Genomic DNA, 25,403 nt, shown 5'->3' with positions numbered 1-25,403 from the left:
ATTAACCCTGGGTACTGTAAGACATGATAACCGTCGCACTTACCGCATCATCTGCACAAATATAAGCATGTTTAACATCACCTGAGAAGGCATAAAAATCTCCAGGTTGAAGAATAATACTTTCATTGTCAGATATTTTCAGAAGTAATGTGCCAAGGTGGACAATGATATGTTCATGCGTTCCGGATACATGAGCCGGGCTGCTGATTACCACACCCGGTTTCATTTGTAAATGCCATATTTCAGTGATGTTTCCCTGGCCTATGCGAAACTTCATTACCTGGGAATAATCACCTTTGTAGTCAGCATTTTTTTCAATATAGGGATAGCGCTCGTTATTATTACCGAGCAGATCGCCTAATGTAAGCCTTAGCGCGCTGGCGATAGAATCCAGTGTATCTACACGAGGATTAGAGCCGCCCGATTCCAGCGTGGACAGCGTAGCTTTGGAGACGCCGGAAAGTTTGGCTAGCTCATTAAGTGAAAGATTTCGAGCTATTCGTAGCTGTTTTACGTTATTACCAATGTTGGTGTACGTTTTTTTTAAGCGATCGCTCTGTTGTGCATTACTCATCTTTTAATCTTCACTGTCGGGATAAAATTAGTAGCATATTAACATTTAAGGAAGAAAATAGCTTTAAAAGTGACACATGAATTTAAACGCGGGTTATCAGTCTGATTTTTCTCATTTGTTAATGTATCAGAGGTTGAAATGTTACTGAATGACTGCATTAAAATTATGGTTTCTGGCATGTTGTTGCTTGTAATGCCCGGCCCAACCAATACTCTCCTCCTTTTCTCAGGATACACCTGCGGTATCAGGCCAAGTATAAAAATGATCATTGCCGAATGGGGAGGATACTTTTGTGCAATCACCTTTTGGGGCGTTATTGTAAGTGTTTTAGCTCAACATGGCACGTTTTTACTCGGTATTATTAAATTATTATCAGCATTCTATGTCGCCTGGCTGGCCGTTAAAGTCTGGGGCTTTTCATTACAAACTCAACCAGCGAACATTGAAATGAAAACCATATTTATTACCACGTTGTTTAACCCTAAATCATTCGTCTTTGCGACATATATCATTCCTTCAATTGCTTTCAGAGAGCTTCAGGCTTTCACTGCCGCCATGCTGAGTGTTTTTGTCGCGCTATTGCCTCTCTCTTTTATATGGGTTGCCTGTGGGAAGGGGATTGCCAGGCAAGGCCTGCAGCAATCACGATTATGGCCGATGTTTTTTTATCGCGGATTGTCGCTGGCGATGGCGAGCTTCGCTGCTTCAATGGTTTACCATTCCATCGCTATCTGATGTGTAAATCCGCGGAGTAACCATGAAAATTTGCTGGTATCAAACACAACAGATAATGAAAGGCTTACCCGATTACATCCATTTCACCGTATTGCGTTTCGCCTGGGACGGCGCGCTGGACGATGAGTTTCGAATTTATGATGTACCGCTTCCGCGCAGGTTGGTGAACGCGTCAGAACAGCGTCGGGCTGAATATCTTGCTGGGCGGATTGGCGCTCAAAAATTACTGCAGAATTTCGATATCTCGCTACGGGCGCCGCTGATGGCGGATAATCGAGCCCCCTCCTGGCCTTCTTCCTATCGTGGGGCAATTTCTCACGATCGCAATTTTGCTTCAGCCGCCGTTATCAAAATGCACCATGGCCAGGTCGGAATAGATATTGAATCACTATCACCGAAAATAGCTCTTGATACAATAAGCCAGCGTATTGCCTCTGCCAGAGAAATTGATACATTGGCCAACTCCCGTGATTTATCTTCTGACCACATTCTGCCGCTGCTTTTTTCGGCTAAAGAAAGTGCCTATAAGGCTTTCCCGCCCGAGTTTCAACCGCACCTGGATTTTCACAGTGTTGAACTGCACGAGATTGATCCCCACTTGCAGCAGTTTACTTTCAGCCTGACGCACACACTTAATCATGAATATGAGGCGGGGTTTCGCTTTAAGGGCTGGTATGCGTTTCTGGGAAACCGGGTTCTGACCCTGGTTCATTTGCATTGACTGATATCGCTGATTCCAGGTGGAAGTTATCCCCCGCTTAATAAATTCAAGCTGCCTTCAATTTGTCTCGCAAAATCTGACGATAATGAAAACAATAAATACGGCATCATGAGTCCCATGACGCCGTAAAACACATTACCTGCAGAGGTTAAAACTGATATTTAATCCCCAATGTTCCCCGGCTTTCACTGTACTTGTTTTGCCCGATCTGATGCCCGGCATCGATCCACAGCGCCAGCCGATCGCTCATTTGCCCTTCAACCCCTACACGCGCTTCAAGCTGATTTTGACTGCCCTGTATGGTGTTCTTTTCGCCATTCATCCTTACGCCAAACGCTCGTGTGTTATGTATCCAGTTGGATTCAACGTAAAACTTAACCTTGTCGGATATCCCTTTTTCTGGTTTTCCCTTCATCAGGGCGCGAACGCCCAGTTGGGTCATCACATTTCCGTCGCCTGTACTGCTGACTCGGGTTCCCTGCTCTTCAGTCAAATCGTCGGCTTTGACGTTCATCAACACAGCCTGCCCCCGTGGTTCCAGCCAATAGCTGAAGTTTTCCGAACTGCCGACTGGCAGGGCATAACCTGCCTCCAGCGAGGCCGTAATGCCGCGCGAACGGTATTTTTCAGTGCGCATCTGATGGCCGGAAACTTCATTGTCAAACCAGTTATAGAGCATCCAACTGTCGACCCACGCCCCCTCCCGCGTCTCTTCGTTGGCAAACCAGGTCGCGTAGAGCCCCGCGCTATAACCATTAACCTTCCCACGGGAGGTATATCCGGTGATTTGAGAGCGGGAATGGCTATTACTTCTGCTGTAGCCTGTCATCAGGCCAAAACGCAGGCTGTCCTGCCCGGTTGTGCTCCAGCGTCCGACATCTCCCCCTATCAGCAGCGTGTAATTATTGCTACGACTAATAAGCTGGCCGCCAGCCTCCTCGAAACGATTGTGTGAAGCGCTGTTGCGCATCCACATTGTCGTGCTGTGGCGCTCACCAGTGACGGGATCTGCCCATGTGTGCTCACCCTGACGATCGTGCAGACGCGTCATAAAAAGCGTGTTGGCGGCAGCAATGTTGGCGATATAGCTGCCACTCTCAGGACGGTAGACCTTTGCGTAATCATAGCGGCTGTCGCTTGTATTGCTGTTTCCCGTTCCCTCTTCGGCAGGTTGAGCGGGCGTGTCATCGTTGACGACATTGTTAGTCTCATCGCCTGCACCAGCATCTTCCGGTGTCGCCGGAACAGCCGGGGTATCGCCTGCTTCCTCTGCCGTTTCCGGAGCAACCGGGGTATCGCCTGCTTCTTCCGCCGTTTCCGGAGCAGTCGGCGTATCGCCTGCGTCTTCCGGCGGCGACGGATTGGCCGGAGTATCGCCGGTAGCGGACTCGTTTTCGTCCGTTTCCGTCTCAGAGGCGGGCGCCTCAGTTTCTCCAGTTGTGATATCGTCCACGCTGTTGCTCAGATACCAGTTTTGTCCTTTTTGCACCAGGGCATAGTCATACAGTCCGATACCAACCCGGCGATCCAGAGCAAACTGTCCATCTGAAGCACCTGCGATGGTGATCAATTCGATCCCCCTATCAGTATGCTCGCCATGGCCGTAGATATTATTGAACTTTACGTTGGTTGCACCACTGCTATCCCCGGTAACGATCATCTTGTCCCCCGGCGAATCGCTATCACCGTTTAGCGTGACGTTCATCAGCAATGTGCCTCCGTCGCCGTTGTAATCGCCGTCTACCGTCAGGGTTTTAAACTCCGATGAAGATTCGTTCAAAAAGTTAATTTGTCCACCGCTCAGCGCCAGACTGGAGAGCGTTGAATTACCGGTCATATCCCAGACACTGTTTGACCCATTCAACGAGAGATTAACGGTACCGCCATTCAGCGTTGAGAGCGTGCTGTAAAGATATGAATTATCCGCAGTAACTAATTCAATCGCGCCATCATCGGCGATGATATTTCCCCAGGCAGTTAACTTCTGATCTTTCATGGTAATCTGGCCGTTCTCTTGCGCCAGAAATGCGGTCGCGATATCAGCATTACGCAGATCGCCTAAGGTCACGTCGCCATTCAGATTGATGGTGCTGTTGCCTTCCGCGCCAATATAAATAGCGGAAGCAGGTTTTACGGATGCGCTGTCGATAGCGGCTGTAAAAGCGCCGTCGACCTGGATATGTGAAGCGGTATCGCCGAGGCTATTCTGTGCCACAAGAAAACGGTCTGTGTCGGTAACGGCGGCATTGCTATACAGCGTTATCCAGCTATCGCTCAGATGCACAGCAGCACCGTCATTCGCAACGATCCCTGTCGCGCCCTGTTCGCCATCCTGATAGCGATATAACGTTATAGCGGTTCCCCCCTGTAAATCGATATTAGCCTGCTCGCCGCTGGCAGAAACCGCAGTTAATATGCCATTCCCCGATACCGTGAGATCGGTATAGCCGCTCGCCTGTATAACGCCATTATCTGCCACCAGCCCGTTAATTACCGAATTAATACCTTCGCTGTCGATAACGATGGAAGATTCATTGAAGGCGATATTCTGCCCGCTAGCCTCAATGCCGGTCGCGTTCTCACTGGCGGCAACATTAAGCCCGATATTTTCCAACTGTAAATTAATATCCTGACTGGTATTACAGGCTATACCCGCGGCACATTCAGCCATTATCCCTACGACATCACCGGTAAAATTATTCAGTGTCAGGCGAGTGAGCCCGGAGAAATCAAGAAAAGTACCACTGGCGTTATCATTTGGGGCGATGGTATTAATGCCATACATTTTTCCCATTGCACCGGCGTAATTGCCTTCAGTACCAATAATATCAATATCGCTGGCAATGACCCTACCACCGCCTTCGACAGTAATGATGTTTGCGCTATTTGCCGAATTAATCGTGGAATCCTGCCCAAGATTGATAGTAGATCCTTGAGTATAGATGATATATTTTGCCAGGGCTGAGGAGATCTTACTGCTGTCAACCGTGACACTTCCATTAACAGTGATGTTACCATTTGCGGTTTTAATTGTTGACGCCGGAGCAATAACCGACTGGTTAAATGACCATATAGCCGAGACGTTTTCTTTATCTGCAATTTCAATATCGGCTGAAAATACTGAGAAAGGTAATAAAGAACAAGATACCATCATTGCAAGAGGTTTTTTTCGAAATCTAACGTAGTGCATATTTTTATCCATATGACATGCAATACCATTCCTGCGTTTAGAAAACACACAAATGTAATCACATTGAGGCTAATACTTTCGTTAGAGCTTTATTAAACTCACCCGATTGCTCACTGCCTTGGCTATAAATAAAACCGTAATAAACAGTCCATATATAATTTAAAGCAGTGATTAACAAGCATAGCGTTTAAGACATTGTACGCAAGTTTCGTTATCGTAAATTTTCTTTAATTATCATAAAGATACAGAACCAGGCGCAAAAGTTAACTAAACAAACGACGAGTTACATATTCATTTGTACCAGTTTATTAACAGGAGCTCCGTATGATGAGAACTAAGACGTTTATATTAGCATCTTCATGGGTGCTATAAAATATTGCATAGGTAATGTCTTACAGATAAATATGAGGTGTGCCAGGGATAGTAAATATCCCTGGCAGGCTAAGCAGAATACGCCGGAGTTAACTCATCGGAGCTAAAATCATACGATGGAGGGCAGCCAAATCTCTCGCCTCAGACATTCAAATACCCTATCCAATATCCTCCCCCCACCAGCACCATCACATTCACAACAACACTCGCCAAAAACCATTTTCTGAACGGCTGCTTCTGCGTCTTATGCCTGAACAAGTGTTGAGCCACTAAGCCGCCAGGCCATCCCCCCACCAGACCAAATACCAGCAACGTTCTTTCCGGTACGCGCTGCCAGCTTCTCCGGGCGGCAAGCTTATCCGCGCCGTAGATCAGAAAAGTGACAATATTAACCAGTAAAAACCATCCTAAAAAAGGGTGCAAAAAACCAAAGCTGGCACACAATGAGAGTGCCAGCAAACCGTAACAAACCTTATTTAACATCACTTATTATTCACTCTGACCATAACGTTTTTCATCACCCCCGCAGGGCGAACTCCGGGTGGAGTTTATCCTTTTTATCCCCCCCTCACCTGCTTAATCTGCTCCCGTAACCATACAGTCGCCGGGGCGCTCTGCTGGCGCGGGTGCCAGAACAGGCCAATCGTCATAAGCGGCATCGGTAGCCGCGGTGTAAAGAGATGGCAAAACGTGGCAGCGCTTCGCCAAAGAGCCTCACCAGACGAGCCGACATCACAGGCTGGCCGATCCCTGGACGGCTCGCCGCATGAGTGATGTTCCGTTGGTGGGTAGCGCTAATTTCCGGCGCGATTCGTGTACGTCACTGGCACCCAGCGGTAGCTGTCCTGACCCTGCGCCGCCACATGGCCGAAGCCCGGGAAAGGCAAATGCGGTGCTGCGATGAGATCGCGCTCTTTAACAAAAGTGGCAAAAGCATCACGTCTGACCTTCGCGGCAAGATCCTGATTCACATCATATTCAATCGTGATATTTGGCTGCGGGAACTGCACGGCGGCCACATGGATAATATCACCGACAAAAACAATCTTCTCACCGCCGCTGGTAAGCGTGTAAAACGCAGACCCCGGCGTGTGACCAGGATGCACCGTAGCGCTGATCCCCGGCAGCACTTCCGTCGTGCCGGAGAAAGGTTTTACTTTCCCGGCATCGAGATAGGGCTTCAGCGTTTTTTGCGCCACTTCGAAGTAGTTAGCCCCGTAACCCGTTTTGCGCTGATTGTCGTTATTAAAGAAGAAATCGACATCCGGTTTGCCCACGTAAACCGTAGCGTTAGTAAATACGCGCTTCCCCTCTTTCACCATACCGCCTGCATGGTCAGAGTGGGCGTGAGTCAGCAAAATATCGGTGATATCCTGCGGATGGATACCTTCCGTCGCCAGGCTTTCAATCAGCCGCCCGCCTTTTCCCGGCCCGAAGAGTTCCCCCGCGCCGGTATCCACCAGCACCCGATGCCCCGGCAACTCAATCAGAAAAGCATTAATAGACGCCTCAACCGGATTCGCCTGGAAATTGTCATCCAGCAATGCGTCGGTTTTAGCCACCGTGGTACGCCGCAAAAGCTTGTGCAAATCCTGCGCGACGCTGCCATCCGTAAACGACGTGACGCGTACACTTCCCACCTGAATATGGTATCCCCCTGCCTGCTGAGCCAGGACATGCTGCGGCACGGGCGTTTGCGCCAGAACGGCAGGCGCGGCCTGAAGAGTCGTGAGGATCAGAAGGGATTGAACGACATTTTTAGCAGTTAACATGATAATTCTCCTCTCAGAAAATCTGAGTGTAGTTCGTCTACCGGAGAGGCAGGATCATCAACAGTTGGATATCATCTATCCGCGTCGTGAATAGGTTATTTTTAACTGTAAAAATGACGCTTATCAGAACATGTTGATCCAAATACAGTTTATTCCTAATGCATCTGCCGTTTCGCTCTGCCATGCTGAATACAGCTCATACAGCCATAACGATAAATGAGGATATTATGAAAAAAACAATGATCGCTTTATCTGCACTGCTTCTGGCTTCTCCTGTTTTTGCCGCCACGACTCACGCAACTGACGATACCGTTGCCGCAGCGCACGAGAACGCCAATACCGCTAAAGAAAAGCTGCATGAAACGCAGCATCAAGGCGAAGAGCTGAAGCTGAAGTCCCAGCATGCCGCTGAAGGCAAGACCGATAGTGTGAGCAGCAAAGTCAGCGAAGGTTCGCAGAAAGCCTGGAATAAGACCAAAGAGGGCACTGAGAAAGGCTGGAATGCCACTAAAGAAGGCACCGAAAAAGGCTGGAACGCAACCAAAGAAGGCGCTGAAAAAGGTTGGGATAAGACCAAAGAAGGCGCAGAGTCGTTGAAAAAGAAAGTGACTGAGTAATTACTCGTCCGGGAAAAAGGCCGCTATGCGGCCTTTTTTGTTGCCGGGGCAGTTAGTTATACACCAGCGCAAAAGTGACAATACTGTTTGCCTCGCCTGCCGTGACGCTGCCTTCCGTTTGCACGTATTGCGCCGAAAAGTTCACATTCTCCGCGCTCCCCGCGCTGGATGCTGTGACATGTTTCAACACCGGCAGGTTAGTGGCTTCATTGATTTTTACAGATGTTCCGGCTGATGGAGCCGACGCATCGTTGTTGCCATAGCTCAGTTTAACGCCGACCCCCGTTGCCCCATTGCCGCTCTTCGTCAGCGCCAGCGTGTCCGTTGAGTCGCCGGTCACTACGCCAAAGAACCCCACTTTGACATCGCTCGGTGCCGTGCAATAAACCGGAATATTAAACGAATGCGCCGCCCCCGCCGTTAGCCCTTTGCCTTTAAATTCTGCCCGATTCACTGACCCCATATTCACCTGAATGCTGGAAGTGCTGACCTGACAACTGCCGACGGCACCAATATCGACATTCAGCGCCGCCAGGTCGATCGATACCGGGTTGCTCTTCACGCTGGCCGTTGTATCGCTTCGCGATTCGATATAAAGCTCACCAAAATGCGACTGCGCTTCAACATTGGTATGATTCCCCCCGACCAAATTGACCTCGCCCGTTTTATAGAACGTGATATACATCTTAACGATGAGTTCACGTTCGCTGAGCATATCAGGCAGTTCATCGCTGTCACACACAGTGACCGACTCGCCCCCCGCTGGCGCGGTACTGTCGCCAATATAGCGAACCGGGCCGCCGTTACACTGAAAGCCCGCCGAGTAACCTACGCCTGCAAGCTTAGAGGCAAATACGTGATGCCCATTGATGATCGTTCCCGCTCCATCGGTATTTATTTGCTGAAACACTATCCGTTTCCAGCTTGCCTTTGGTGCCTGTAAGTCGCAGGTGAAATGCACACCATCGCCATTGGCCATTATCTGGCTGGTCATTTGGGTATTAACAGGCAAAGTTGGGAGATAGCTCAGGTTCCCCGTATTCAGGGTCATCTGCCCGACGGTCGCCATACAGGATTCCGCCCGAGAAGCATGGCTGTAAAAACCCGCGATCAGCAGGATGAAAAAAAATATCGCACGGTCACAATGGCGCATATCGCCCTCTTTTACAGGCAAAGGCCGGTGACTGTTTTCACCGGGTTCTGCTGTTGGTTATCGGAAATATGAAAATGCAGGGTGCATTTATGCGTGACGTTATCCGCATCCCAGCGAACATCCAGCATCCCCTCTTCGGGCACTCCGCTCAGATAGACCTGCCCCAGGTCTGCGACGATACCGCTTGCCGGCGTGGCATCATCTGCGCTCTCCTTGCGTAGCTGCGCGCTCGCGCCAAAAGGCAGTGGCCCATGGTTATCTTTCAGGGTAAACAGAACGCGGTTGCCAATGTGGGTCTGGTAGCTGGCCATCACAACAGAGCCGCCGCCAGGGATAACCGTCTGCCCCTGGATATCGACATCGGTATCATCCTTCATCGACTCCGTATCGAGGGTAATGTAGTTTTTGCGATACGCAGTCAGCGTGGGAACCACCGCATAGCCCCGCCAGTCCGTATGTACGTTAGTCCCGTTCTGAATCGCGACATCCGACGCGCCCGGCGCCCGAACAACGGCAAAACTGTCGCCTGTCGTCTGACCGAGCGTGATCCCGTGTGGATGCGCGACAATCGACCCTGAAGCGCCCCAGGTAAGCTGATTACTCTGTTTATCGTGACGGTAGCCCAACTGCGTGCTGCCATATCCGCCGTGATAATCCAGAGCAACGCTGCTGTTCGCGCCCTGGCCGTTGTTGCCATAACCTTGCTGAAGGGTGTAGTAGAGATTCGGATTCTCCGGCACAGAGCCGTACAAAGAGACCTGCTGTGAGGTATAGCCGCTATTATCCGACGTCGTGTTATAGCTAACAGAACTGCCGGGCAACCACTGGCCGAGCGGCACATTGAGATTAAACGACAGGGAACGGTCAGATTTGTTATGGCTGGAGGATTTGGTGTAGTAATAGCCCACGCCCCACGAGACCCCCTTCCAGGTGTTATAAAACCCGAAATGTACCGTCTCATCATGACGCTCCGTGCGCCAGTATCTCTGTGAGTATGCGGATGCCGTCAGGCTACTGCTGCTTCCGAAAGGCTGCGACACCGAAATTTCTTCACGGCTACGTTTGTTATCCACCAGACCATTTTCACCCTCCAGTTCATTCGCTTCACTGAAGTCGTAGAACCCGCTGGAGGAGTAACGATAGCTGGCGAGGTTAAAGGTGGTTCCCGTCAGATCCACATCTTTCTGGTACTGCACGCGAATCGAGTGACCAGCGTAATGCTTGCCCGATGGCGTGCGGGTATTCGCCCAGGTCACATCAGCCCCGACCGAGCCTAAATCGCCAAAGCCGTGCCCCACACCGGCGGCCCAGGATTGATAATCCTGCGCCAACTGACTGCCGCCGTAGAGGGTGAAGTTCGCGGGTAATCCATAAAAAAGCGTCGACTGAATAAACTGCGGCGAACGCGTGCCCTCGACGCCGGAATGGTAATGCCCGGCGCTGATGCTGTACTTCGCTCGCCCTTCGCGCAGCATGAAAGGAATGGCGGAGTAAGGCTGCGTGAATTTACGTTCGGAGCCATCACTCTCTTTGATAGTGACTTCAAGATCGCCGCTTTGCGCCGTGGGATAGAGATCTTTCAGAGCAAACGCCCCCGGCGCGACATAGGTTTCGTAAATCACGTAGCCATGCTGGGTGACGGTGACTTTGGCGTTACTATGGGCCATGCCGCGAATAATAGGCGCAAAACCACGCATGCTGTCCGGCAGCATTTCATCGTCAGAAAAAAGCTGCACGCCGCGAAACTGCACACTGTCAAAAACATCACCGGAGGTGTAAGTATCGCCTATGCGCAGCAGACTTTTCAGCGACTTTACATCCCGCTGCAAATAAGTGCTCTGCGAGCGCCAGTGACTGGTTTTATCGTACTGCATGGATGAGACGTTACGCAGACGCCATGCACCAACATTGATGCCGCTGCGTAAGTTTAAATAGTTAGAATTATGCTCGCTGTCATCATACTGCGTTTGCGACCCACTCAGGTTGTAGTTCACAAACGCAGCAGGTACACCATCATCCCAGCGAGCCGGATCCACATACCCCCGACTCTGAAGATTCATCGCGGCCTGTGGAATACTGATATCAAGGCGCTGTTCGCTGAAGTCAAACTTACTGCTGGCATCAGGAATAAAGCGCGCCACCTGAGAAAACGCCTCGCCCTCATGAAGGGTATTGAACGCGGAAAAGGCGCTGACATTGACGCCGTACTCCGCCAGTTGCGCAGCCGTTAACAGCGGCTGCAACGTGCCGTTGTCATCGACAAAAGTGACATTGCCCTGCCCGACCTGCTGGCTATTAAGCCAGATAGTCACCGGATAAGTACCCGGTTGCTGGCCGCCATTCTTCTCAAAATAGTGCAGGTCAGCCGTCTTCTGCTGCGGATCGGTTACTTCCAGCGCCGCCGGATCAAAATAGTCATCAGCCAGTGCCAGTCGATGATGGCAAAGCAGAAACAGTACGGTCGGCATCGTCGCCAACAGCAGAGCTTTAGCGACTGGCGTGTGCTGATGCGCAGGCGGAGTCTGGCACATTACTGCTGGGTGGCGTCAGTGATGCCGCCGAAATCGTTGATTGCACGCCACTTCACCGTACCTGCGCCACTAACAGGCCAGGAGTGTGATGAAAACGGCGCAACCATCCCAGGCTCTTTCACCTCTTTGCCACCCACGGTCAGAGAAAACAGCGAGATAAAGTAGGGGGTAGGGTTTTTCGCCGTCAGGCGATTACCTTCGGCATGAAACTGTAACTTCTGCCATGCGTCAGAAGGGTCAACGCTCAGGTTATTCGGACGATAAAAAATCTTAAACTTAGACTTAATATTAACTTGTAACTTGTTCACATCGCCTTTTTGCGATGGTAAAATACTCTTAATATTCAGCCAATATACCGATTCACGATCGTGCGGTAATTCCATCCCGGTAAAGCTAATGCGGAGCATATTTCTCTTTTCAGGATCAAGACGGAATAGTGGCGGCGTGACAATAAAGGGAACTGGCCGTTTATCATTATCAGCAAAATTTTCCACCCAGGATTGCACCAGATAAGGCGTATGGGTGTCGGCATTAGTTACCGAAATAGAAGCTTCACGTTTCCCTTCCTGATATACCACGCGAGTTCCACCCGCGACGACGCCAGCCTGTGCAATGGTCGAAACCAGTAAAAAATAAATAGCAACACTCGTGGTTAAACGTGTCATAAATAGCAATCATTAGTTAAAAGAAACGAAGGAAAAACACTGAGCAGGAGAGGCTCCCGCTCAGAGAGAACTTAGTTGTAGACCATTTCGAAATTAGCAACGCCGTCAGCTTTACCAGCCTTAACTTTATCGGCTGTCGCACGGTAGTTAGCATAGAAGGTCAAATCAGCCGATCCATCAGCACCATCGGCACCGGCATCGATCGGATACTCTTTAGACACAACACCCAGGGGAACTTCGGTGGATTCATCTGCTTCAATCAACTGGATCCCAACGCCGGTCGCGCCGCCAGTCACCGCCAGCAGATCGCTCTCAGCGGAATCTTTCTGACCATCAAACAGCACGGATACTTTGCTGACGGATTGTGGGCAATCTTTAACTTTAATATGGAAAGGCGTTTTTGTGGTTTCGGTACCAGTGGCTTTAAAGTAGCTGCTCGCCCACTTGCCCAGATCGACGTTCTGATTCGTGCTTTCGCTGACGATATCACAGGCAGCATCGGTGATTTCACCGCTGAAATTAACCTGCCCACCAGCCCCCTGAGCGCCGTCACCGGAGCCCAAAACTGTACTCATGCCATCAGCATTCGCGGAAAATGCGGTACCTGATGCCAGAGCAGCGACGAAAACGGCCATAATACGGAACTGCGATTTCATTGTTATTTCTCTCTTCTTTAACGGCTATCCAATGCGGTATATGCCAGGCAGCAAACCTGTGGCATATAGCGCCAGTTCTTCCGTGTTGAAGTTTATCGTCGTTCCATCTGTAGGATATTTTGCATGGTCTCTAATCTCCCGCATGTTTCTCTGGGGTAGAATATCGACTTTATGGAGTAGCAGACCCGCTGAATGTATTAGGTCTGCGAATAAATGATATCGGCAGTAGCATTAATTGCAACAACAAATTATGTAGAGAATGCGTTAAATAAATTACCCAAAGACTGAGTGATGGGCAAATAAATCCACAATGTTGCATTTTGGACACCACTTAACATCACTCACCCCCACATAACGCCATGCAATTTAACACCATCATTAACAAACTTTAATAATTAACAAAAAATCAATCTTTCTTGCTGGAATTTTATACCCACAAGCTTTCAACATTTACATTAACTAAGAATATTCTTAGAATACATATTAACCATAGCTATAACGTGGATAAATAATGATCGCCCTAAGAAAATTAACCATAGATTATATAATGCCACTCGCGGTAGCCGTCTCCCCGGCATCATCATCACTGCATTATCTATGGTTATTTTTTTGCATTTACTCCAGGATAGGATGAACCCTGCAGGAGGCAATAAAATGAACAGACCTGAGATAATATCTCCCCAACAGGCAATGCAGCTTATCCGTGACGGCGCGATGCTGATTGATATTCGTGATGCGGATGAGCACGCACGAGAACACATTGCACAGGCCAGGCTATTTCCGTTAAGCGCCATTGAGAGCGGCTCGACGCTACCGGTAAAAGCAGGCGATAGTGTTATCTATCACTGCCAGTCCGGGAATCGTACTCGTAGCAATAGTGAACGCCTGGTGGCCGCAGCGGCTCCCGCCGAGGTCAAAATAATGGAAGGAGGGCTCCAGGCCTGGAAACGCGCCGGGCTGGAAACGGTGGAAGATAAAAAACAACCGCTGCCGCTAATGCGACAGGTACAAATCGTTGCCGGTAGTTTAACGCTTCTGGGTTGCATACTGGGCTATACCGTCTCGGAGGCGTTCTACCTGCTGAGCGCATTTGTTGGTGCAGGGCTTACCTTCGCCGGGATCAGCGGATTTTGCGGTATGGCACGGCTACTGGCGGTTATGCCGTGGAATCGTAGATAAACATTATCAACGTTTACTAATTCATTACACGGACATAGGCTAATATCATTATCCCAACAGATGAACAGGAGTGTGACGATGTATTCCCCAGGCGATTTTGTGCAACCGAAAGCGGGCGGGCCAAAACTGAAGGTGCTGGAAGTACACAGCGATCAGATCGTAGCGGTTCAGGCGGCTAATGAACAGGGTGAAAAATATACGCTGAAATCTGAAGATGTTACGCCATATACTGAAGAAGGTGATTTTGGCGTCTGCTAAAAATAGTGCGGTGAGAAAATTCTCACCGCTTTCACATGCTTTAGCTTAAATCAGGAAATCATTCAGTGATTTTCCCTCAGCCATTGCCTGTGCGATAGGTTTTGGGGTACGCCCCTGCCCCGTCCAGGTTTTTACTTCACCGTTGAAATCGGTGAACTGATATTTTGCCGGACGCGTAGCGCGTTTTTTCGGCGTCGTTACAAGTGCCGCTTTCATATCCGCCAACTCTTCCGGAGAAATTCCGTCAGCCTGCATTAATTCCAGCCAGGTATTAATTTTTTCTTGCTGTTCAGCACGTTGCTGCGCGGCAAACTGCTCTTCATTTCTTTTTTCTTCAGTGACGATCCTGACTTTTCCCAGCATTTCTTCAAGAACGTCAATGGAGAAATCTCGCGCCATTGCACGCAAAGAACGGATATTATTCAATTTTTGTAACATAACAGACATAGAGCGTTTAAAATCCTTATTCAAATCAAAATACGGCACTTCAGTAGCTGATTGTATTATATTATTGATTTTATTACCACCCATGAAATATTTATGAATATTTCCCAACATCAGCATTCTTATATTTATTTATATTTCTTAATGCTTACCATTAATATTTCGTATAGCAGATGCGGCAATCGCGTATAAATCACGGATGACATCACGCTCTGCTAACAAAATGACAAGTGAATAATTACACATATGAAACGCATAAAACACAAAAAGTCACATCAGAATAAAACACCACCGAATGACTATTATCAGCATAAAAAAAACCAAAAGAGAGGCTGATCACACAAAAAAACCATCAGTTATGATGACGTCGCAGTTCCTCCGGTCGCCTCAGCTATCAGCCCGAAAAGATGAAAATACAACTCATTGATTTTAAATAAAATAAATAAAACAGATAACCAAAAATAATGCCAAATCCAGAAAGCATTCACTAACAGAGTATTTTATTGACAAAAAGGCAATAAATAAAAATATTTCACTAGTTGTTAGTTTAATGATAGGCAGATAACCTATACACGGATAAAAAACCAAACCAAAACACCTGTAACCATTCATTTTTGACGATTTTCGTTACGTTTCGAGGAGCATACCGATGTTCTCTGCGCAGTCACGCCTGCGTCACGCAGCAGCAGACACTTTTGCGATGGTGGTCTACTGTTCCGTCGTGAACATGATGATTGAAATTTTTCTCTCCGGGATGACCTTTGAACAGTCTCTTTCTTCTCGTCTGTTAGCGGTGCCGGTCAACATAATTATTGCCTGGCCATACGGGATCTACCGTGACGCCATCATGCGCCAGGCTCGTCGTATCAGCCCGGCCGGGTGGGTGAAAAATCTGGCCGACACGCTGGCTTATGTCACCTTCCAGTCGCCGGTATATGTCGTGATTCTGCTGACCATTGGCGCAGACTGGCATCAGATTGCCGCGGCCGTCAGCTCAAATATCGTGGTTTCTATGGTGATGGGTGCGGTGTATGGCTATTTCCTGGACTTCTGCCGCCGCCTGTTCCGTGTTAGCCAGTACACCCAGGCAAAAGCATAATGCGTAGCGACTGGCCCACGCCAGTCGCTCTCTTAGCGAACGTCGCCAAACAGGCCGTTCAGATAACGCTCCAGCGCAATACGTGAACTAAAGCCATGCGGAATGCCGTAATGCTGTTGTTCATCGCCACCTAAGTAGAGAGGAAATTGCTGGTAGTGATCGCAGGTTTTTATATCAGAAGCCGGCTCCGCCAGAGAATTACTCCGCTCTTTTAACGCCGGGTGGATAACTAACGCTGTGCGCCCCATCCTCGCTTCGCGATTCACGTATACATAATTTTCCCCACGGCGATAGCCGTAAGCTTTCTGGGTTACTACATCCACAGTGAAGCCCACTTTTTCAAGAACGCGCGCCACCTCGTCAGGTCGTAAATACATTATTTTTTCCTCGTCATCTTTTTACTGCACCGCCACCTTACAGTAATCAGCATTAACCTCGCTTTCAGAAAAATCCACAAACGCGTCAATTCCTTGTGATTAACTCCAAAGGATAAAAATTTTGCCTACACTTAATTCCGTCCCCACTTAAAAGGAGAAGCACATGCCTAATCGATTTGGCCGCAATGACGTTGTTGATGAGACTCAGGATATTCAGGATCAAGTCAATCAGTTAGCCGACAGTCTTGAGGATGTACTGAAAAGCTGGGGTAGCGATGCAAAAGGCGAAGCCGAAGCCGCACGCCGCAAAGCACAGGCGCTGTTGAAGGAGTCTCGCGCCAGACTGCATGGCCGCAGCCGTTCACAGCAGGCCGCTTGCGATTACCTGAACTGCGCCAGCACCTATGTGCGAGATAAACCGTGGCAAAGTTTAGGCGCGGTGGCCGCCGTAGGGATATTTATTGGCGCATTATTAAGTTTGCGTCGATAATTGAAGTGGATATGTGAAGATAATAAATGCGCCGTATCGGAAAACAGTAAGATAACGTTCTGAACGGCTACGCGTCTGCGCCCCGGCTTTTATCCGCCGGGGTTTTTACGTAAGTGCTCGCCTCAATGCCGCCACCTGTTCATTCGCCATATTCTGCGACACAATGTTAGTAAAACTCATGATAAGCCCCGGAGTGCCTCTGCCCGCGATCCGCCAGTCATTGATTGCCTGAACCGCCAGCCCGGCCGCACGCGCCTGAGCGGCAAGCCGGCGATCGTCGCCGGAAATATTCACCACCAACTGAATACCGCCCTGCTGTGCCACCACATCAAAACCCTGAGCCAATAGCGCCTCTTCAAGCCAGCGTCGCCGCCGGGCGTAATGCACACGCATCTTTTTAAGATGGCGCCAGAAGTGGCCTTCCCGAATAAAATCGCCCAACGTTTGTTGACCAGGAATAGGCACCGGGCAGGCAATCTGCCGCACCAGCTCGCGAAATGCCCCCACCAGCGGTAAAGGTACCACCAGCCAGGCCGTGCGCAGCGCGGGGAACATCGCCTTGCTAAAGGTTCCGGCGTAAATTACGCGCTGCGGCGCATCCAGGCTTTTCAACGGCGGCAACGGTTTGCCCTGATAGCGAAACTCACTGTCATAGTCATCTTCAATGATCCATGCCTGATTATGCATTGCCCAGTCCAGCAATTGCCGGCGGCGCGGCAGAGACAGCGCCACACCCAACGGGCTTTGATGGGCGGGAGTAACCAGCGCAAAACGGGCATCCGACACGTTAGCAAGTGCCCACTCTACATTCATACCTTCGTTATCTACGGGGATAGGATGCAGGGTGATGCCTTCCCGGGCTATCACCGGGCGGATAAGCGGGAAACCAGGATCTTCCACCCACATTCCCTGCCCCTGGCCGTTCAGCGCCCGGAGAATCAAACTCATCGAGGCGGCATAACCGGAGGTGATAAACACCTGCTCTGGCAAACATTCGATACTGCGCGAAAGTCGGAGATACTCAACAATTGCCTGACGCAAAGCCATCTCGCCGCACACATCGCCCAGCGCCAGATCAAAACGGGTCTGGGTTCGCAGCCGTCGCCCCATCATTCTTGCCCATAACGCGCGTGGGAAGAGATCCAGCGCGGGTAATCCCAATTGAAACGGCTGAGGATGCGGCTCTTCGCCACCAAACCAGGTCGGTTCCACGGCGACGGGTTTAAGCGTCAGATGTTCACTGACAAATGTTCCTGCCTGACCACGCCGCTCCAGCCAGCCCTGTGCCACCAGCTCGCCATAGGCATTTTCTACCGTCACGCGCGAAACGCCCAACTCCTGAGCGTAGACCCGACTGGAGGGTAGCCGACGCCCAGCGCCCAGCTTTCCCTCTTCAATCGCCGTTTTTAACTGCCAGGCAATTTGCCGATAACGCGGCCCTTCGTTTTGCATTATGGTCTGCTTTTTTACTCACAATATGGTCATCTTACTCATACCATTATAGTGCTATCTTTCCTGCAACAAAAACGAGGAGAGACGATATGACAACCCTGCTGCGCCAGCCCTATTACGAATTAAGCCCCGAAGTCTACAAAGGCATGGTTCAGGCGAGCCTGGCCCTGGAAAAAAGTTCGCTGGATCGCGCCCTGCTGGAGCTGGTCTACCTACGCGTGTCGCAGATCAACGGTTGCGCCTTCTGTCTGGAGATGCACAGTAAAGCGCTGAGGAAATCGGGTGTAGAGCAGACGAAGCTGGATGCTCTGGCTGGCTGGAGAGTAAGCACCCACTTCAGCGAAGCGGAGTGCGCGGCGCTGGCCTGGGCAGAAGATGTCACGCATATCGCCGAGCATCATGCGGAGGATAGCGTTTACCATCCGCTACAGGCGCATTTTAGCGCAGAGCAAATCAGCGACCTGACCTTCGCTGTCAGCCTGATGAACGCTTTCAACCGCCTCGCTATCGCTATGCGCATGTAATTTTAGGCAAAAGCTTCCGGCCCCCTGTGTCTCATGCGCAGAGGGCTTTTTTTGTTTAAATATCTATATATTGTATGGTTGAACTTTCCAAAAACTACATCTAGTATTCCTTTCAGGTAATCACGCCACAACCGACGCTCTTAACTGCGCCTTATTATCATTTTAAATGGAAATACGAATCATGCGCATTACTATTTACACTCGTAATAACTGTATCCAGTGTCACGCTACCAAACGGGCAATGGAGAGTCGCGGCTTTGATTTTGAGATGGTGAATCTCGACCAGCATCCTGAGATGGCCGATACGCTGCGTGAGCAGGGTTTTCGTCAGCTTCCGGTGGTCATCGCCGGTGACACCCGCTGGTCAGGGTTCCGCCCGGATATGATCAACCGCCTACGCCCCGATGCTATCGCCGCTCACGCATGAGCCGCCTCGTCTACTTCTCCAGCAGCTCTGAGAACACGCACCGCTTTATGATGCGCCTCGGGCTGCCTGCGATCCGCATTCCGCTGGATGAACGGGAGCGTATCCAGGCCGACGAGCCTTATATTCTGGTGCTGCCCAGCTATGGCGGAGGCGGTACGGCAGGCTCGGTACCGCGTCAGGTGATCCGCTTTTTAAACGACCCGCAGAACCGGGCATTGATCCGCGGCGTGATTGCCGCCGGAAACCGAAACTTTGGCGATGCGTATGGCCGCGCGGGCGCGGTGATCGCTAAAAAATGTCAGATTCCCTGGCTCTACCGTTTTGAGCTGATGGGCACGCAACACGATATCGATACCGTGCGAAAAGGAGTGAGCGAATTTTGGCAACGACAACCGCAGAACCTATAACCCAGGTTACGCCTGATTATCATGCCCTGAACGCGATGCTGAATCTGTATGACCGTAACGGGCAGATTCAGTTTGAAAAAGACCATGAAGCCGTTGATGCTTTTATGATCGCACACGTTCAGCCAAATAGCGTTAACTTTACTGATGAAGAGGAGCGCCTGCGCTGGCTGGTCGCGGAGGGCTATTACGATGAAACCGTTCTGAAGCGCTATCCACGGCCCTTTGTCATTGCGCTGTTTAAGCACGCGCACTCCAGCGGTTTTCGATTCCAGACCTTTCTTGGCGCATGGAAGTTCTACACCAGCTACACCTTAAAAACCTTCGACGGTAAGCGTTATCTGGAGCACTTCGCCGATCGCGTTTGCATGGTGGCATTGACCCTCGCGCAGGGCGATGAAGCGCTCGCTTGTCAGTTAACCGATGAGATGCTGTCCGGGCGATTCCAGCCGGCCACGCCCACCTTTCTCAACTGCGGCAAACAGCAGCGCGGCGAGCTGGTTTCCTGCTTCCTGTTACGCATTGAGGACAATATGGAATCCATTGGCCGCGCGGTAAATTCAGCGTTACAGCTCTCTAAACGCGGCGGCGGCGTCGCCTTTTTGCTGTCGAATTTGCGTGAGTCAGGCGCGCCAATCAAGCGTATTGAGAACCAGTCTTCCGGCGTTATTCCGGTCATGAAAATGCTGGAAGATGCGTTTTCATACGCCAATCAGCTCGGTGCGCGCCAGGGCGCAGGGGCGGTTTACCTGCATGCCCATCATCCGGATATTCTGCGTTTTCTTGATACCAAACGGGAAAATGCCGATGAGAAAATCCGTATCAAGACGCTCTCGCTCGGGGTGGTCATTCCTGATATCACTTTCCGCTTAGCGAAAGAGAATGCTGAGATGGCGCTCTTCTCACCCTATGACGTCGAGCGCCTGTACGGCAAGCCTTTTGGCGATATCGCCATCAGCGAGATGTACGCCGAACTGGAAGCGAACCCGGGAGTGCGCAAAAAATACATCAATGCGCGGGATTTCTTCCAGACGCTGGCGGAGATCCAGTTTGAGTCCGGCTATCCGTACATCATGTATGAAGATACGGTAAATCGTGCCAACCCCATTGCCGGGCGCATTAACATGAGCAACCTGTGTTCGGAAATTTTGCAGGTGAACAGTGCGTCAACCTATGACGACAACCTCGATTACGCGACTACCGGCCATGATATCTCCTGTAATCTCGGTTCACTGAATATTGCACACGCCATGGATTCACCCAATTTTGGCCTGACCATCGCAACGGCGATCCGCGGCCTGACGGCCGTTTCCGATATGAGCCACATTCGTTCGGTGCCATCCATTGAAGCGGGTAACGCGGCGTCCCATGCCATCGGGCTTGGGCAGATGAACCTGCATGGCTATCTGGCGCGGGAAGGCATCGCTTACGGCAGCCCGGAAGCACTGGAGTTCACAAACCTCTACTTCTACACCGTGACCTGGCACGCGTTGCACACCTCGATGCTCATCGCGCGTGAACGCGGGGAACATTTTGCCGGGTTTGAAACGTCCCGCTACGCCAGCGGCGAATATTTTACGCAATATCTGGAGGGTGACTGGCAGCCGAAACATGCGCGCATTCGCGCCCTCTTCCAGCGTTCTGGCGTTATCCTGCCGAGCCACGAAAACTGGCGGCAGTTACGCGAAGCGGTGATGTGTTATGGCCTCTACAACCAGAATTTACAGGCTGTTCCGCCGACGGGGTCAATTTCCTATATCAATCATGCCACATCAAGTATTCACCCAATTGTGTCAAAAGTGGAAATCCGCAAAGAGGGCAAAACCGGGCGTGTCTACTATCCTGCGCCCTTTATGAATAACGATAATCTTGCGCTCTACCAGGACGCATATGAGATTGGCCCGGAGAAGATTATCGACACCTACGCCGAAGCGACGCGCCACGTTGATCAGGGGCTGTCGCTGACCCTCTTCTTCCCCGATACCGCCACCACGCGCGATATCAACAAAGCGCAGATTTACGCATGGAAGAAAGGGATCAAAACCCTCTACTACATTCGCCTGCGCCAGCTTGCGCTGGAAGGTACGGAAATTGAAGGCTGCGTATCCTGCGCGCTGTAAGGAGAAAAGGATGAACCGTTTATCGCACGTCAGCGCTGTCAACTGGAACAAGATTCAGGATGATAAAGATCTGGAGGTATGGAACCGCCTGACCAGCAATTTCTGGCTACCGGAGAAAGTACCGCTGTCCAATGATATTCCGGCATGGCAGAGCCTCACGCCCGCTCAGCAGCAACTCACCATTCGCGTATTCACCGGGCTGACGCTGCTGGACACCATTCAAAATACCGTGGGCGCGCCGTCGCTGATGCCTGACTCACTGACGCCCCACGAAGAAGCGGTAATGTCGAATATCAGCTTTATGGAAGCGGTGCATGCCCGTTCATACAGCTCAATTTTCTCGACGCTCTGTCAGACGAAAGACGTGGACGCCGCTTACGCCTGGAGCGAAGAGAACGCGCCGTTACAGAAAAAAGCGCACCTGATGCTGGAGCGCTATCAGGCCGATGATCCCCTGAAGAAGAAAATCGCCAGCGTATTTCTGGAGTCGTTTCTTTTCTATTCCGGATTCTGGCTACCGATGTACTGGTCGAGCCGCGGTAAACTCACCAACACCGCCGACCTCATCCGCCTGATTATTCGTGATGAAGCGGTGCACGGTTATTATATTGGCTATAAGTATCAGAAAGGGCTGGAGAAAGTCAGCGAAGAGGAGCGTGAGTCGCTGAAGCATTTCGCCCTGGATTTGTTAATGGATCTCTATGATAACGAACTGGCTTATACCGAGGCGCTCTATGCCGAAAGTGGCTGGGTTGATGAAGTAAAAGCGTTTCTCTGCTACAACGCCAATAAGGCGCTGATGAACCTGGGCTATGAAGCGCTTTTCCCGGCTGAAATGGCCGAGGTGAACCCGGCGATCCTTGCCGCGCTTTCGCCAGGCGCCGATGAAAACCACGACTTTTTCTCCGGATCAGGTTCCTCTTATGTGATGGGAAAAGCCGTCGAAACCACCGACGACGATTGGGACTTTTAATGACATTTTCCGGCAAAAATATTCCTCACTTTTTGCCGGATTATTTTACGAATAGCGCAATTAATCACACAAATATTCTTAGGGCTACTACACTGTTATTTATCACTTCATTTCACCTGATTTTATCGCTTTCAGGTGAAATTTACGGTGGAAGGACGTAAAAATATCAGAAAAATTCGAATTGCTCTCAGCCCTTATATCACGGGAAGCCCCGGCAATTCGCCCCTCCCATTTCGGCAAGCAGAATCGTCTCAAGGGTTGTCACAGAATCTCAGTATGTTAGGGTATACCCGTGTAATTATTTCCATCAGGAATCATATCGAAATAAATAAATAACGGGAATTCTATTATTGCATGGCAATTAAATTAGAAGTTAAAAATCTTTATAAAGTATTTGGTGAGCATCCACAGCGCGCATTCAAATATATTGAGAAGGGCCTCAGCAAAGAACAAATTCTGGAGAAAACAGGATTATCGCTTGGCGTTAAAGACGCCAGTCTGGCCATTGAAGAAGGCGAGATATTTGTCATCATGGGATTATCCGGTTCCGGTAAATCGACCATGGTACGCCTTCTCAATCGCCTGATTGAACCAACCCGTGGACAGGTGCTGATTGACGGCGTAGATATCGCCAAAATCTCTGACGCCGAACTCCGCGAGGTACGCAGAAAGAAAATTGCGATGGTCTTCCAGTCATTCGCCCTGATGCCGCACATGACCGTGGTGGATAACGCCGCCTTTGGTATGGAACTGGCTGGCGTGCCGGCGGCTGAACGCCAGGAAAAAGCGCTTGATGCGCTGCGTCAGGTCGGGCTGGAAAATTATGCTCACTCTTATCCGGATGAACTCTCCGGCGGGATGCGTCAACGCGTCGGCTTAGCCCGTGCGCTGGCAATTAACCCGGATATCTTATTAATGGATGAAGCCTTCTCGGCTCTCGATCCATTAATCCGCACGGAAATGCAGGATGAACTGGTAAAATTACAGGCCAAACATCAGCGTACCATCGTCTTTATTTCTCACGATCTCGATGAAGCCATGCGAATTGGCGATCGTATTGCCATTATGCAAAATGGTGAGGTTGTCCAGGTCGGTACACCGGATGAAATCCTCAACAATCCGGCTAATGATTATGTACGCACCTTCTTCCGCGGTGTCGATATTAGCCAGGTATTTAGCGCCAAAGATATTGCCCGCCGAAGCCCTGCCGGAATTATCCGAAAAACACCAGGATTCGGCCCTCGCTCTGCGCTTAAATTATTGCAGGACGATGACCGGGAATATGGTTATGTGATTGAGCGCGGAAATAAATTCGTCGGAATTGTGTCTATTGATACGCTGAAAGCCGCCCTGAGCGAAGGCCTGGGTATTGAAAGCGCCTTGTTAGACCCGCCATTAGTCGTTGACGCAGAAACGCCGCTCAGCGAATTGCTCTCTCACGTCGGCCAGGCACCGTGCGCGGTACCGGTTGTCGGTGAAGAGCAGCAATACGTTGGGGTTATTTCTAAACGCATGCTTCTTCAGGCTTTAGATCGCGAGGTGACGAACAATGGCTGATCAAACTAATCCGTGGGATACCGCACCAGCGGCAGATAATGCCGCACAATCCGCCGACGCCTGGGGCAGCGCGCCTGCCGACGGCGGTGGTACAGCAGACTGGCTGAACAGCGCTCCCGCGCCGCAGCCGGAACATTTCAACATTCTGGATCCCTTCCACAAGACGCTGATCCCGCTGGATAGCTGGGTTACACACGGGATCGATTGGGTCGTGCTGCACTTCCGCCCGGTTTTCCAGGGCATCCGCGTACCTATCGATTACATCCTCAGCGCCTTCCAGCAACTGCTGTTGGGCATGCCGGCCCCCGTTGCAATAATCGTCTTTGCGCTGATCGCCTGGCAGATGTCGAGCCTCAGTATGGGCGTCGCGACGCTGGTGTCGCTGATTGCTATTGGCGCTATCGGCGCCTGGTCGCAGGCGATGGTGACTCTGGCGCTGGTTCTGACCGCCTTACTGTTCTGTATCATCATCGGTCTACCGCTGGGGATATGGCTGGCGCGGAGTCCGCGGGCGTCAAAAATTATTCGTCCGCTGCTCGATGCCATGCAGACAACCCCGGCGTTTGTTTATCTGGTACCCATCGTTATGTTGTTCGGTATCGGTAACGTACCGGGGGTCGTGGTGACGATTATCTTCGCCCTGCCGCCGATTGTGCGTTTGACCATTCTGGGGATTAACCAGGTTCCGGCGGATCTGATTGAAGCCTCGCGCTCGTTCGGTGCCAGCCCGCGCCAGATGCTGTTTAAAGTCCAGCTTCCGCTGGCCATGCCGACCATTATGGCAGGTGTGAACCAGACGCTGATGCTGGCGCTGTCGATGGTGGTTATCGCCTCGATGATCGCCGTCGGCGGCCTGGGGCAGATGGTTCTGCGCGGTATTGGCCGCCTTGATATGGGTCTCGCCACCGTTGGCGGCGTCGGTATCGTCATTCTGGCGATTATCCTCGACCGCCTGACACAAGCCGTAGGCCGTGACTCCCGTAGCCGTGGCAACCGCCGCTGGTACACCACCGGCCCGCTGGGTCTGTTGACCCGCCCTTTCAGTAAGTAATCTCGTTTTACCCGGCGCGCCATGCGCCGGGCTCACCGCACCTTACACATATAAAAGGAACA

The 25,403-nt window shown here is 50.7% G+C and carries 25 protein-coding genes; 14 read left to right on the top strand and 11 right to left on the bottom strand.

Annotated features, from left to right (window positions below; translation table 11 throughout):
• Position 1: 1 nt before the first annotated feature.
• A complete protein-coding gene (locus VSR74_RS13265; protein ID WP_347795166.1) occupies positions 2 to 574 on the bottom strand; it encodes a helix-turn-helix domain-containing protein in 573 nt (190 codons plus the stop codon).
• A 138-nt stretch (positions 575 to 712) separates the two neighbouring features.
• On the opposite strand from VSR74_RS13265, the gene VSR74_RS13260 reads away from it, so the two are divergent.
• Together VSR74_RS13260 and VSR74_RS13255 are read left to right on the top strand one after the other, a co-directional pair.
• Positions 713 to 1,309 carry a LysE family translocator gene (locus tag VSR74_RS13260; protein WP_347795165.1) on the top strand — a complete coding sequence of 199 codons (597 nt, stop codon included), beginning with the start codon at positions 713 to 715 and terminating at the stop codon, positions 1,307 to 1,309.
• A gap of 22 nt (positions 1,310 to 1,331) precedes the next feature.
• A complete protein-coding gene (locus VSR74_RS13255; protein ID WP_347795164.1) occupies positions 1,332 to 2,030 on the top strand; it encodes a 4'-phosphopantetheinyl transferase family protein in 699 nt (232 codons plus the stop codon).
• A gap of 148 nt (positions 2,031 to 2,178) precedes the next feature.
• Here VSR74_RS13255 and VSR74_RS13250 read toward each other — a convergent pair whose 3' ends face one another.
• The 3 genes from VSR74_RS13250 to VSR74_RS13240 form a co-directional block, all read right to left on the bottom strand.
• On the bottom strand, positions 2,179 to 5,184 hold the full coding sequence (locus tag VSR74_RS13250) for an autotransporter outer membrane beta-barrel domain-containing protein (protein ID WP_347795163.1): 3,006 nt from the start codon (positions 5,182 to 5,184) through the stop codon (positions 2,179 to 2,181).
• A gap of 549 nt (positions 5,185 to 5,733) precedes the next feature.
• Entirely contained in the window at positions 5,734 to 6,078 is a 345-nt protein-coding gene (locus VSR74_RS13245; protein WP_347795162.1) for a DUF1294 domain-containing protein, read from the bottom strand.
• 308 nt (positions 6,079 to 6,386) lie between these two features.
• Complete coding sequence (locus VSR74_RS13240; protein ID WP_347795161.1) at positions 6,387 to 7,364, bottom strand: MBL fold metallo-hydrolase; 978 nt, start codon at positions 7,362 to 7,364, stop codon at positions 6,387 to 6,389.
• 227 nt (positions 7,365 to 7,591) lie between these two features.
• On the opposite strand from VSR74_RS13240, the gene VSR74_RS13235 reads away from it, so the two are divergent.
• Entirely contained in the window at positions 7,592 to 7,981 is a 390-nt protein-coding gene (locus tag VSR74_RS13235) for a hypothetical protein (protein WP_347795160.1), read from the top strand.
• A gap of 52 nt (positions 7,982 to 8,033) precedes the next feature.
• Here VSR74_RS13235 and VSR74_RS13230 read toward each other — a convergent pair whose 3' ends face one another.
• The 4 genes from VSR74_RS13230 to VSR74_RS13215 all read right to left on the bottom strand — a co-directional run bounded on the left by VSR74_RS13230 (position 8,034) and on the right by VSR74_RS13215 (position 12,986).
• A complete protein-coding gene (locus tag VSR74_RS13230) occupies positions 8,034 to 9,134 on the bottom strand; it encodes a fimbrial protein (RefSeq protein ID WP_347795159.1) in 1,101 nt (366 codons plus the stop codon).
• Positions 9,135 to 9,145: 11 nt separating this feature from the next.
• Positions 9,146 to 11,665: a fimbria/pilus outer membrane usher protein gene (locus VSR74_RS13225; RefSeq protein WP_411914257.1), complete on the bottom strand. Its 2,520-nt coding sequence runs from the start codon at positions 11,663 to 11,665 to the stop codon at positions 9,146 to 9,148.
• Positions 11,665 to 12,330: a fimbrial biogenesis chaperone gene (locus tag VSR74_RS13220; RefSeq protein WP_347795158.1), complete on the bottom strand. Its 666-nt coding sequence runs from the start codon at positions 12,328 to 12,330 to the stop codon at positions 11,665 to 11,667. Before VSR74_RS13220 ends, VSR74_RS13225 begins: the two co-directional genes overlap by 1 nt.
• 71 nt (positions 12,331 to 12,401) lie before the next feature.
• Entirely contained in the window at positions 12,402 to 12,986 is a 585-nt protein-coding gene (locus tag VSR74_RS13215) for a fimbrial protein (protein ID WP_347795157.1), read from the bottom strand.
• A 654-nt stretch (positions 12,987 to 13,640) separates the two neighbouring features.
• Between VSR74_RS13215 and VSR74_RS13210 the strand changes: the two genes are divergently transcribed.
• Complete coding sequence (locus VSR74_RS13210; protein WP_347795156.1) at positions 13,641 to 14,165, top strand: rhodanese family protein; 525 nt, start codon at positions 13,641 to 13,643, stop codon at positions 14,163 to 14,165.
• A 78-nt stretch (positions 14,166 to 14,243) separates the two neighbouring features.
• Positions 14,244 to 14,423 (top strand): hypothetical protein, encoded by a 180-nt coding sequence (locus tag VSR74_RS13205; protein ID WP_347795155.1) that lies wholly within the window; start codon positions 14,244 to 14,246, stop codon positions 14,421 to 14,423.
• Positions 14,424 to 14,468: 45 nt separating this feature from the next.
• Here the strand turns inward: VSR74_RS13205 and stpA are convergent, their stop codons facing one another.
• Positions 14,469 to 14,870: a DNA-binding protein StpA gene (gene stpA, locus VSR74_RS13200; RefSeq protein WP_347795253.1), complete on the bottom strand. Its 402-nt coding sequence runs from the start codon at positions 14,868 to 14,870 to the stop codon at positions 14,469 to 14,471.
• Positions 14,871 to 15,516: 646 nt separating this feature from the next.
• Here stpA and alaE point away from each other — a divergent pair.
• Positions 15,517 to 15,966: an L-alanine exporter AlaE gene (alaE, locus tag VSR74_RS13195; RefSeq protein WP_347795154.1), complete on the top strand. Its 450-nt coding sequence runs from the start codon at positions 15,517 to 15,519 to the stop codon at positions 15,964 to 15,966.
• Positions 15,967 to 15,998: 32 nt separating this feature from the next.
• Here alaE and VSR74_RS13190 read toward each other — a convergent pair whose 3' ends face one another.
• Positions 15,999 to 16,343: a DUF2002 family protein gene (locus VSR74_RS13190; RefSeq protein WP_347795153.1), complete on the bottom strand. Its 345-nt coding sequence runs from the start codon at positions 16,341 to 16,343 to the stop codon at positions 15,999 to 16,001.
• 163 nt (positions 16,344 to 16,506) lie between these two features.
• Here VSR74_RS13190 and VSR74_RS13185 point away from each other — a divergent pair, with 163 nt between their 5' ends.
• Positions 16,507 to 16,833, top strand: coding sequence for a DUF883 family protein (locus VSR74_RS13185; protein WP_347795152.1), 327 nt, complete (start codon positions 16,507 to 16,509; stop codon positions 16,831 to 16,833).
• A 105-nt stretch (positions 16,834 to 16,938) separates the two neighbouring features.
• Here VSR74_RS13185 and pdxR read toward each other — a convergent pair whose 3' ends face one another.
• Entirely contained in the window at positions 16,939 to 18,285 is a 1,347-nt protein-coding gene (pdxR, locus tag VSR74_RS13180) for a MocR-like pyridoxine biosynthesis transcription factor PdxR (RefSeq protein ID WP_347795151.1), read from the bottom strand.
• 89 nt (positions 18,286 to 18,374) lie between these two features.
• Between pdxR and VSR74_RS13175 the strand changes: the two genes are divergently transcribed.
• The 7 genes from VSR74_RS13175 to proW all read left to right on the top strand — a co-directional run bounded on the left by VSR74_RS13175 (position 18,375) and on the right by proW (position 25,341).
• Positions 18,375 to 18,809: a carboxymuconolactone decarboxylase family protein gene (locus tag VSR74_RS13175; protein ID WP_347795150.1), complete on the top strand. Its 435-nt coding sequence runs from the start codon at positions 18,375 to 18,377 to the stop codon at positions 18,807 to 18,809.
• Positions 18,810 to 18,990: 181 nt separating this feature from the next.
• Positions 18,991 to 19,236 (top strand): glutaredoxin-like protein NrdH, encoded by a 246-nt coding sequence (gene nrdH, locus VSR74_RS13170; RefSeq protein ID WP_347795149.1) that lies wholly within the window; start codon positions 18,991 to 18,993, stop codon positions 19,234 to 19,236.
• A complete protein-coding gene (nrdI, locus tag VSR74_RS13165; protein WP_347795148.1) occupies positions 19,233 to 19,643 on the top strand; it encodes a class Ib ribonucleoside-diphosphate reductase assembly flavoprotein NrdI in 411 nt (136 codons plus the stop codon). Before nrdH ends, nrdI begins: the two co-directional genes overlap by 4 nt.
• Positions 19,616 to 21,760: a class 1b ribonucleoside-diphosphate reductase subunit alpha gene (gene nrdE / locus VSR74_RS13160; protein ID WP_347795147.1), complete on the top strand. Its 2,145-nt coding sequence runs from the start codon at positions 19,616 to 19,618 to the stop codon at positions 21,758 to 21,760. The genes nrdI and nrdE overlap by 28 nt, the downstream gene beginning before the upstream one ends.
• A 10-nt stretch (positions 21,761 to 21,770) precedes the next feature.
• Positions 21,771 to 22,733 (top strand): class 1b ribonucleoside-diphosphate reductase subunit beta, encoded by a 963-nt coding sequence (gene nrdF / locus VSR74_RS13155; protein WP_347795146.1) that lies wholly within the window; start codon positions 21,771 to 21,773, stop codon positions 22,731 to 22,733.
• 354 nt (positions 22,734 to 23,087) lie between these two features.
• Positions 23,088 to 24,290, top strand: a complete 1,203-nt coding sequence (proV, locus tag VSR74_RS13150) for a glycine betaine/L-proline ABC transporter ATP-binding protein ProV (RefSeq protein ID WP_347795145.1) — start codon at positions 23,088 to 23,090, stop codon at positions 24,288 to 24,290.
• Positions 24,283 to 25,341 carry a glycine betaine/L-proline ABC transporter permease ProW gene (gene proW, locus VSR74_RS13145; RefSeq protein WP_347795144.1) on the top strand — a complete coding sequence of 353 codons (1,059 nt, stop codon included), beginning with the start codon at positions 24,283 to 24,285 and terminating at the stop codon, positions 25,339 to 25,341. The genes proV and proW overlap by 8 nt, the downstream gene beginning before the upstream one ends.
• Positions 25,342 to 25,403 lie beyond the last annotated feature (62 nt).

This window comes from Pseudocitrobacter cyperus (assembly GCF_039889165.1).
GTDB lineage: Bacteria > Pseudomonadota > Gammaproteobacteria > Enterobacterales > Enterobacteriaceae > Pseudocitrobacter > Pseudocitrobacter cyperus.
This window is presented reverse-complemented; position numbering and strand designations above follow the sequence as displayed.

What these genes read in the sequence shown, in the direction of transcription:
- VSR74_RS13255 (WP_347795164.1), top strand. Translation starts at nt 1,332, where the DNA reads ATGAAAATTTGCTGGTATCAAACACAACAGATAATGAAAGGCTTACCC.
- VSR74_RS13185 (WP_347795152.1), top strand. Translation starts at nt 16,507, where the DNA reads ATGCCTAATCGATTTGGCCGCAATGACGTTGTTGATGAGACTCAGGAT.
- VSR74_RS13210 (WP_347795156.1), top strand. Translation starts at nt 13,641, where the DNA reads ATGAACAGACCTGAGATAATATCTCCCCAACAGGCAATGCAGCTTATC.
- proW (WP_347795144.1), top strand. Translation starts at nt 24,283, where the DNA reads ATGGCTGATCAAACTAATCCGTGGGATACCGCACCAGCGGCAGATAAT.
- proV (WP_347795145.1), top strand. Translation starts at nt 23,088, where the DNA reads ATGGCAATTAAATTAGAAGTTAAAAATCTTTATAAAGTATTTGGTGAG.
- VSR74_RS13220 (WP_347795158.1), bottom strand. Translation starts at nt 12,330, where the DNA reads ATGACACGTTTAACCACGAGTGTTGCTATTTATTTTTTACTGGTTTCG.
- VSR74_RS13215 (WP_347795157.1), bottom strand. Translation starts at nt 12,986, where the DNA reads ATGAAATCGCAGTTCCGTATTATGGCCGTTTTCGTCGCTGCTCTGGCA.
- nrdF (WP_347795146.1), top strand. Translation starts at nt 21,771, where the DNA reads ATGAACCGTTTATCGCACGTCAGCGCTGTCAACTGGAACAAGATTCAG.
- VSR74_RS13260 (WP_347795165.1), top strand. Translation starts at nt 713, where the DNA reads ATGTTACTGAATGACTGCATTAAAATTATGGTTTCTGGCATGTTGTTG.
- nrdH (WP_347795149.1), top strand. Translation starts at nt 18,991, where the DNA reads ATGCGCATTACTATTTACACTCGTAATAACTGTATCCAGTGTCACGCT.
- VSR74_RS13205 (WP_347795155.1), top strand. Translation starts at nt 14,244, where the DNA reads ATGTATTCCCCAGGCGATTTTGTGCAACCGAAAGCGGGCGGGCCAAAA.
- VSR74_RS13230 (WP_347795159.1), bottom strand. Translation starts at nt 9,134, where the DNA reads ATGCGCCATTGTGACCGTGCGATATTTTTTTTCATCCTGCTGATCGCG.
- alaE (WP_347795154.1), top strand. Translation starts at nt 15,517, where the DNA reads ATGTTCTCTGCGCAGTCACGCCTGCGTCACGCAGCAGCAGACACTTTT.
- VSR74_RS13250 (WP_347795163.1), bottom strand. Translation starts at nt 5,184, where the DNA reads ATGATGGTATCTTGTTCTTTATTACCTTTCTCAGTATTTTCAGCCGAT.
- stpA (WP_347795253.1), bottom strand. Translation starts at nt 14,870, where the DNA reads ATGTCTGTTATGTTACAAAAATTGAATAATATCCGTTCTTTGCGTGCA.
- VSR74_RS13225 (WP_411914257.1), bottom strand. Translation starts at nt 11,665, where the DNA reads ATGTGCCAGACTCCGCCTGCGCATCAGCACACGCCAGTCGCTAAAGCT.
- VSR74_RS13190 (WP_347795153.1), bottom strand. Translation starts at nt 16,343, where the DNA reads ATGTATTTACGACCTGACGAGGTGGCGCGCGTTCTTGAAAAAGTGGGC.
- VSR74_RS13265 (WP_347795166.1), bottom strand. Translation starts at nt 574, where the DNA reads ATGAGTAATGCACAACAGAGCGATCGCTTAAAAAAAACGTACACCAAC.
- VSR74_RS13235 (WP_347795160.1), top strand. Translation starts at nt 7,592, where the DNA reads ATGAAAAAAACAATGATCGCTTTATCTGCACTGCTTCTGGCTTCTCCT.
- VSR74_RS13175 (WP_347795150.1), top strand. Translation starts at nt 18,375, where the DNA reads ATGACAACCCTGCTGCGCCAGCCCTATTACGAATTAAGCCCCGAAGTC.
- pdxR (WP_347795151.1), bottom strand. Translation starts at nt 18,285, where the DNA reads ATGCAAAACGAAGGGCCGCGTTATCGGCAAATTGCCTGGCAGTTAAAA.
- nrdI (WP_347795148.1), top strand. Translation starts at nt 19,233, where the DNA reads ATGAGCCGCCTCGTCTACTTCTCCAGCAGCTCTGAGAACACGCACCGC.
- VSR74_RS13240 (WP_347795161.1), bottom strand. Translation starts at nt 7,364, where the DNA reads ATGTTAACTGCTAAAAATGTCGTTCAATCCCTTCTGATCCTCACGACT.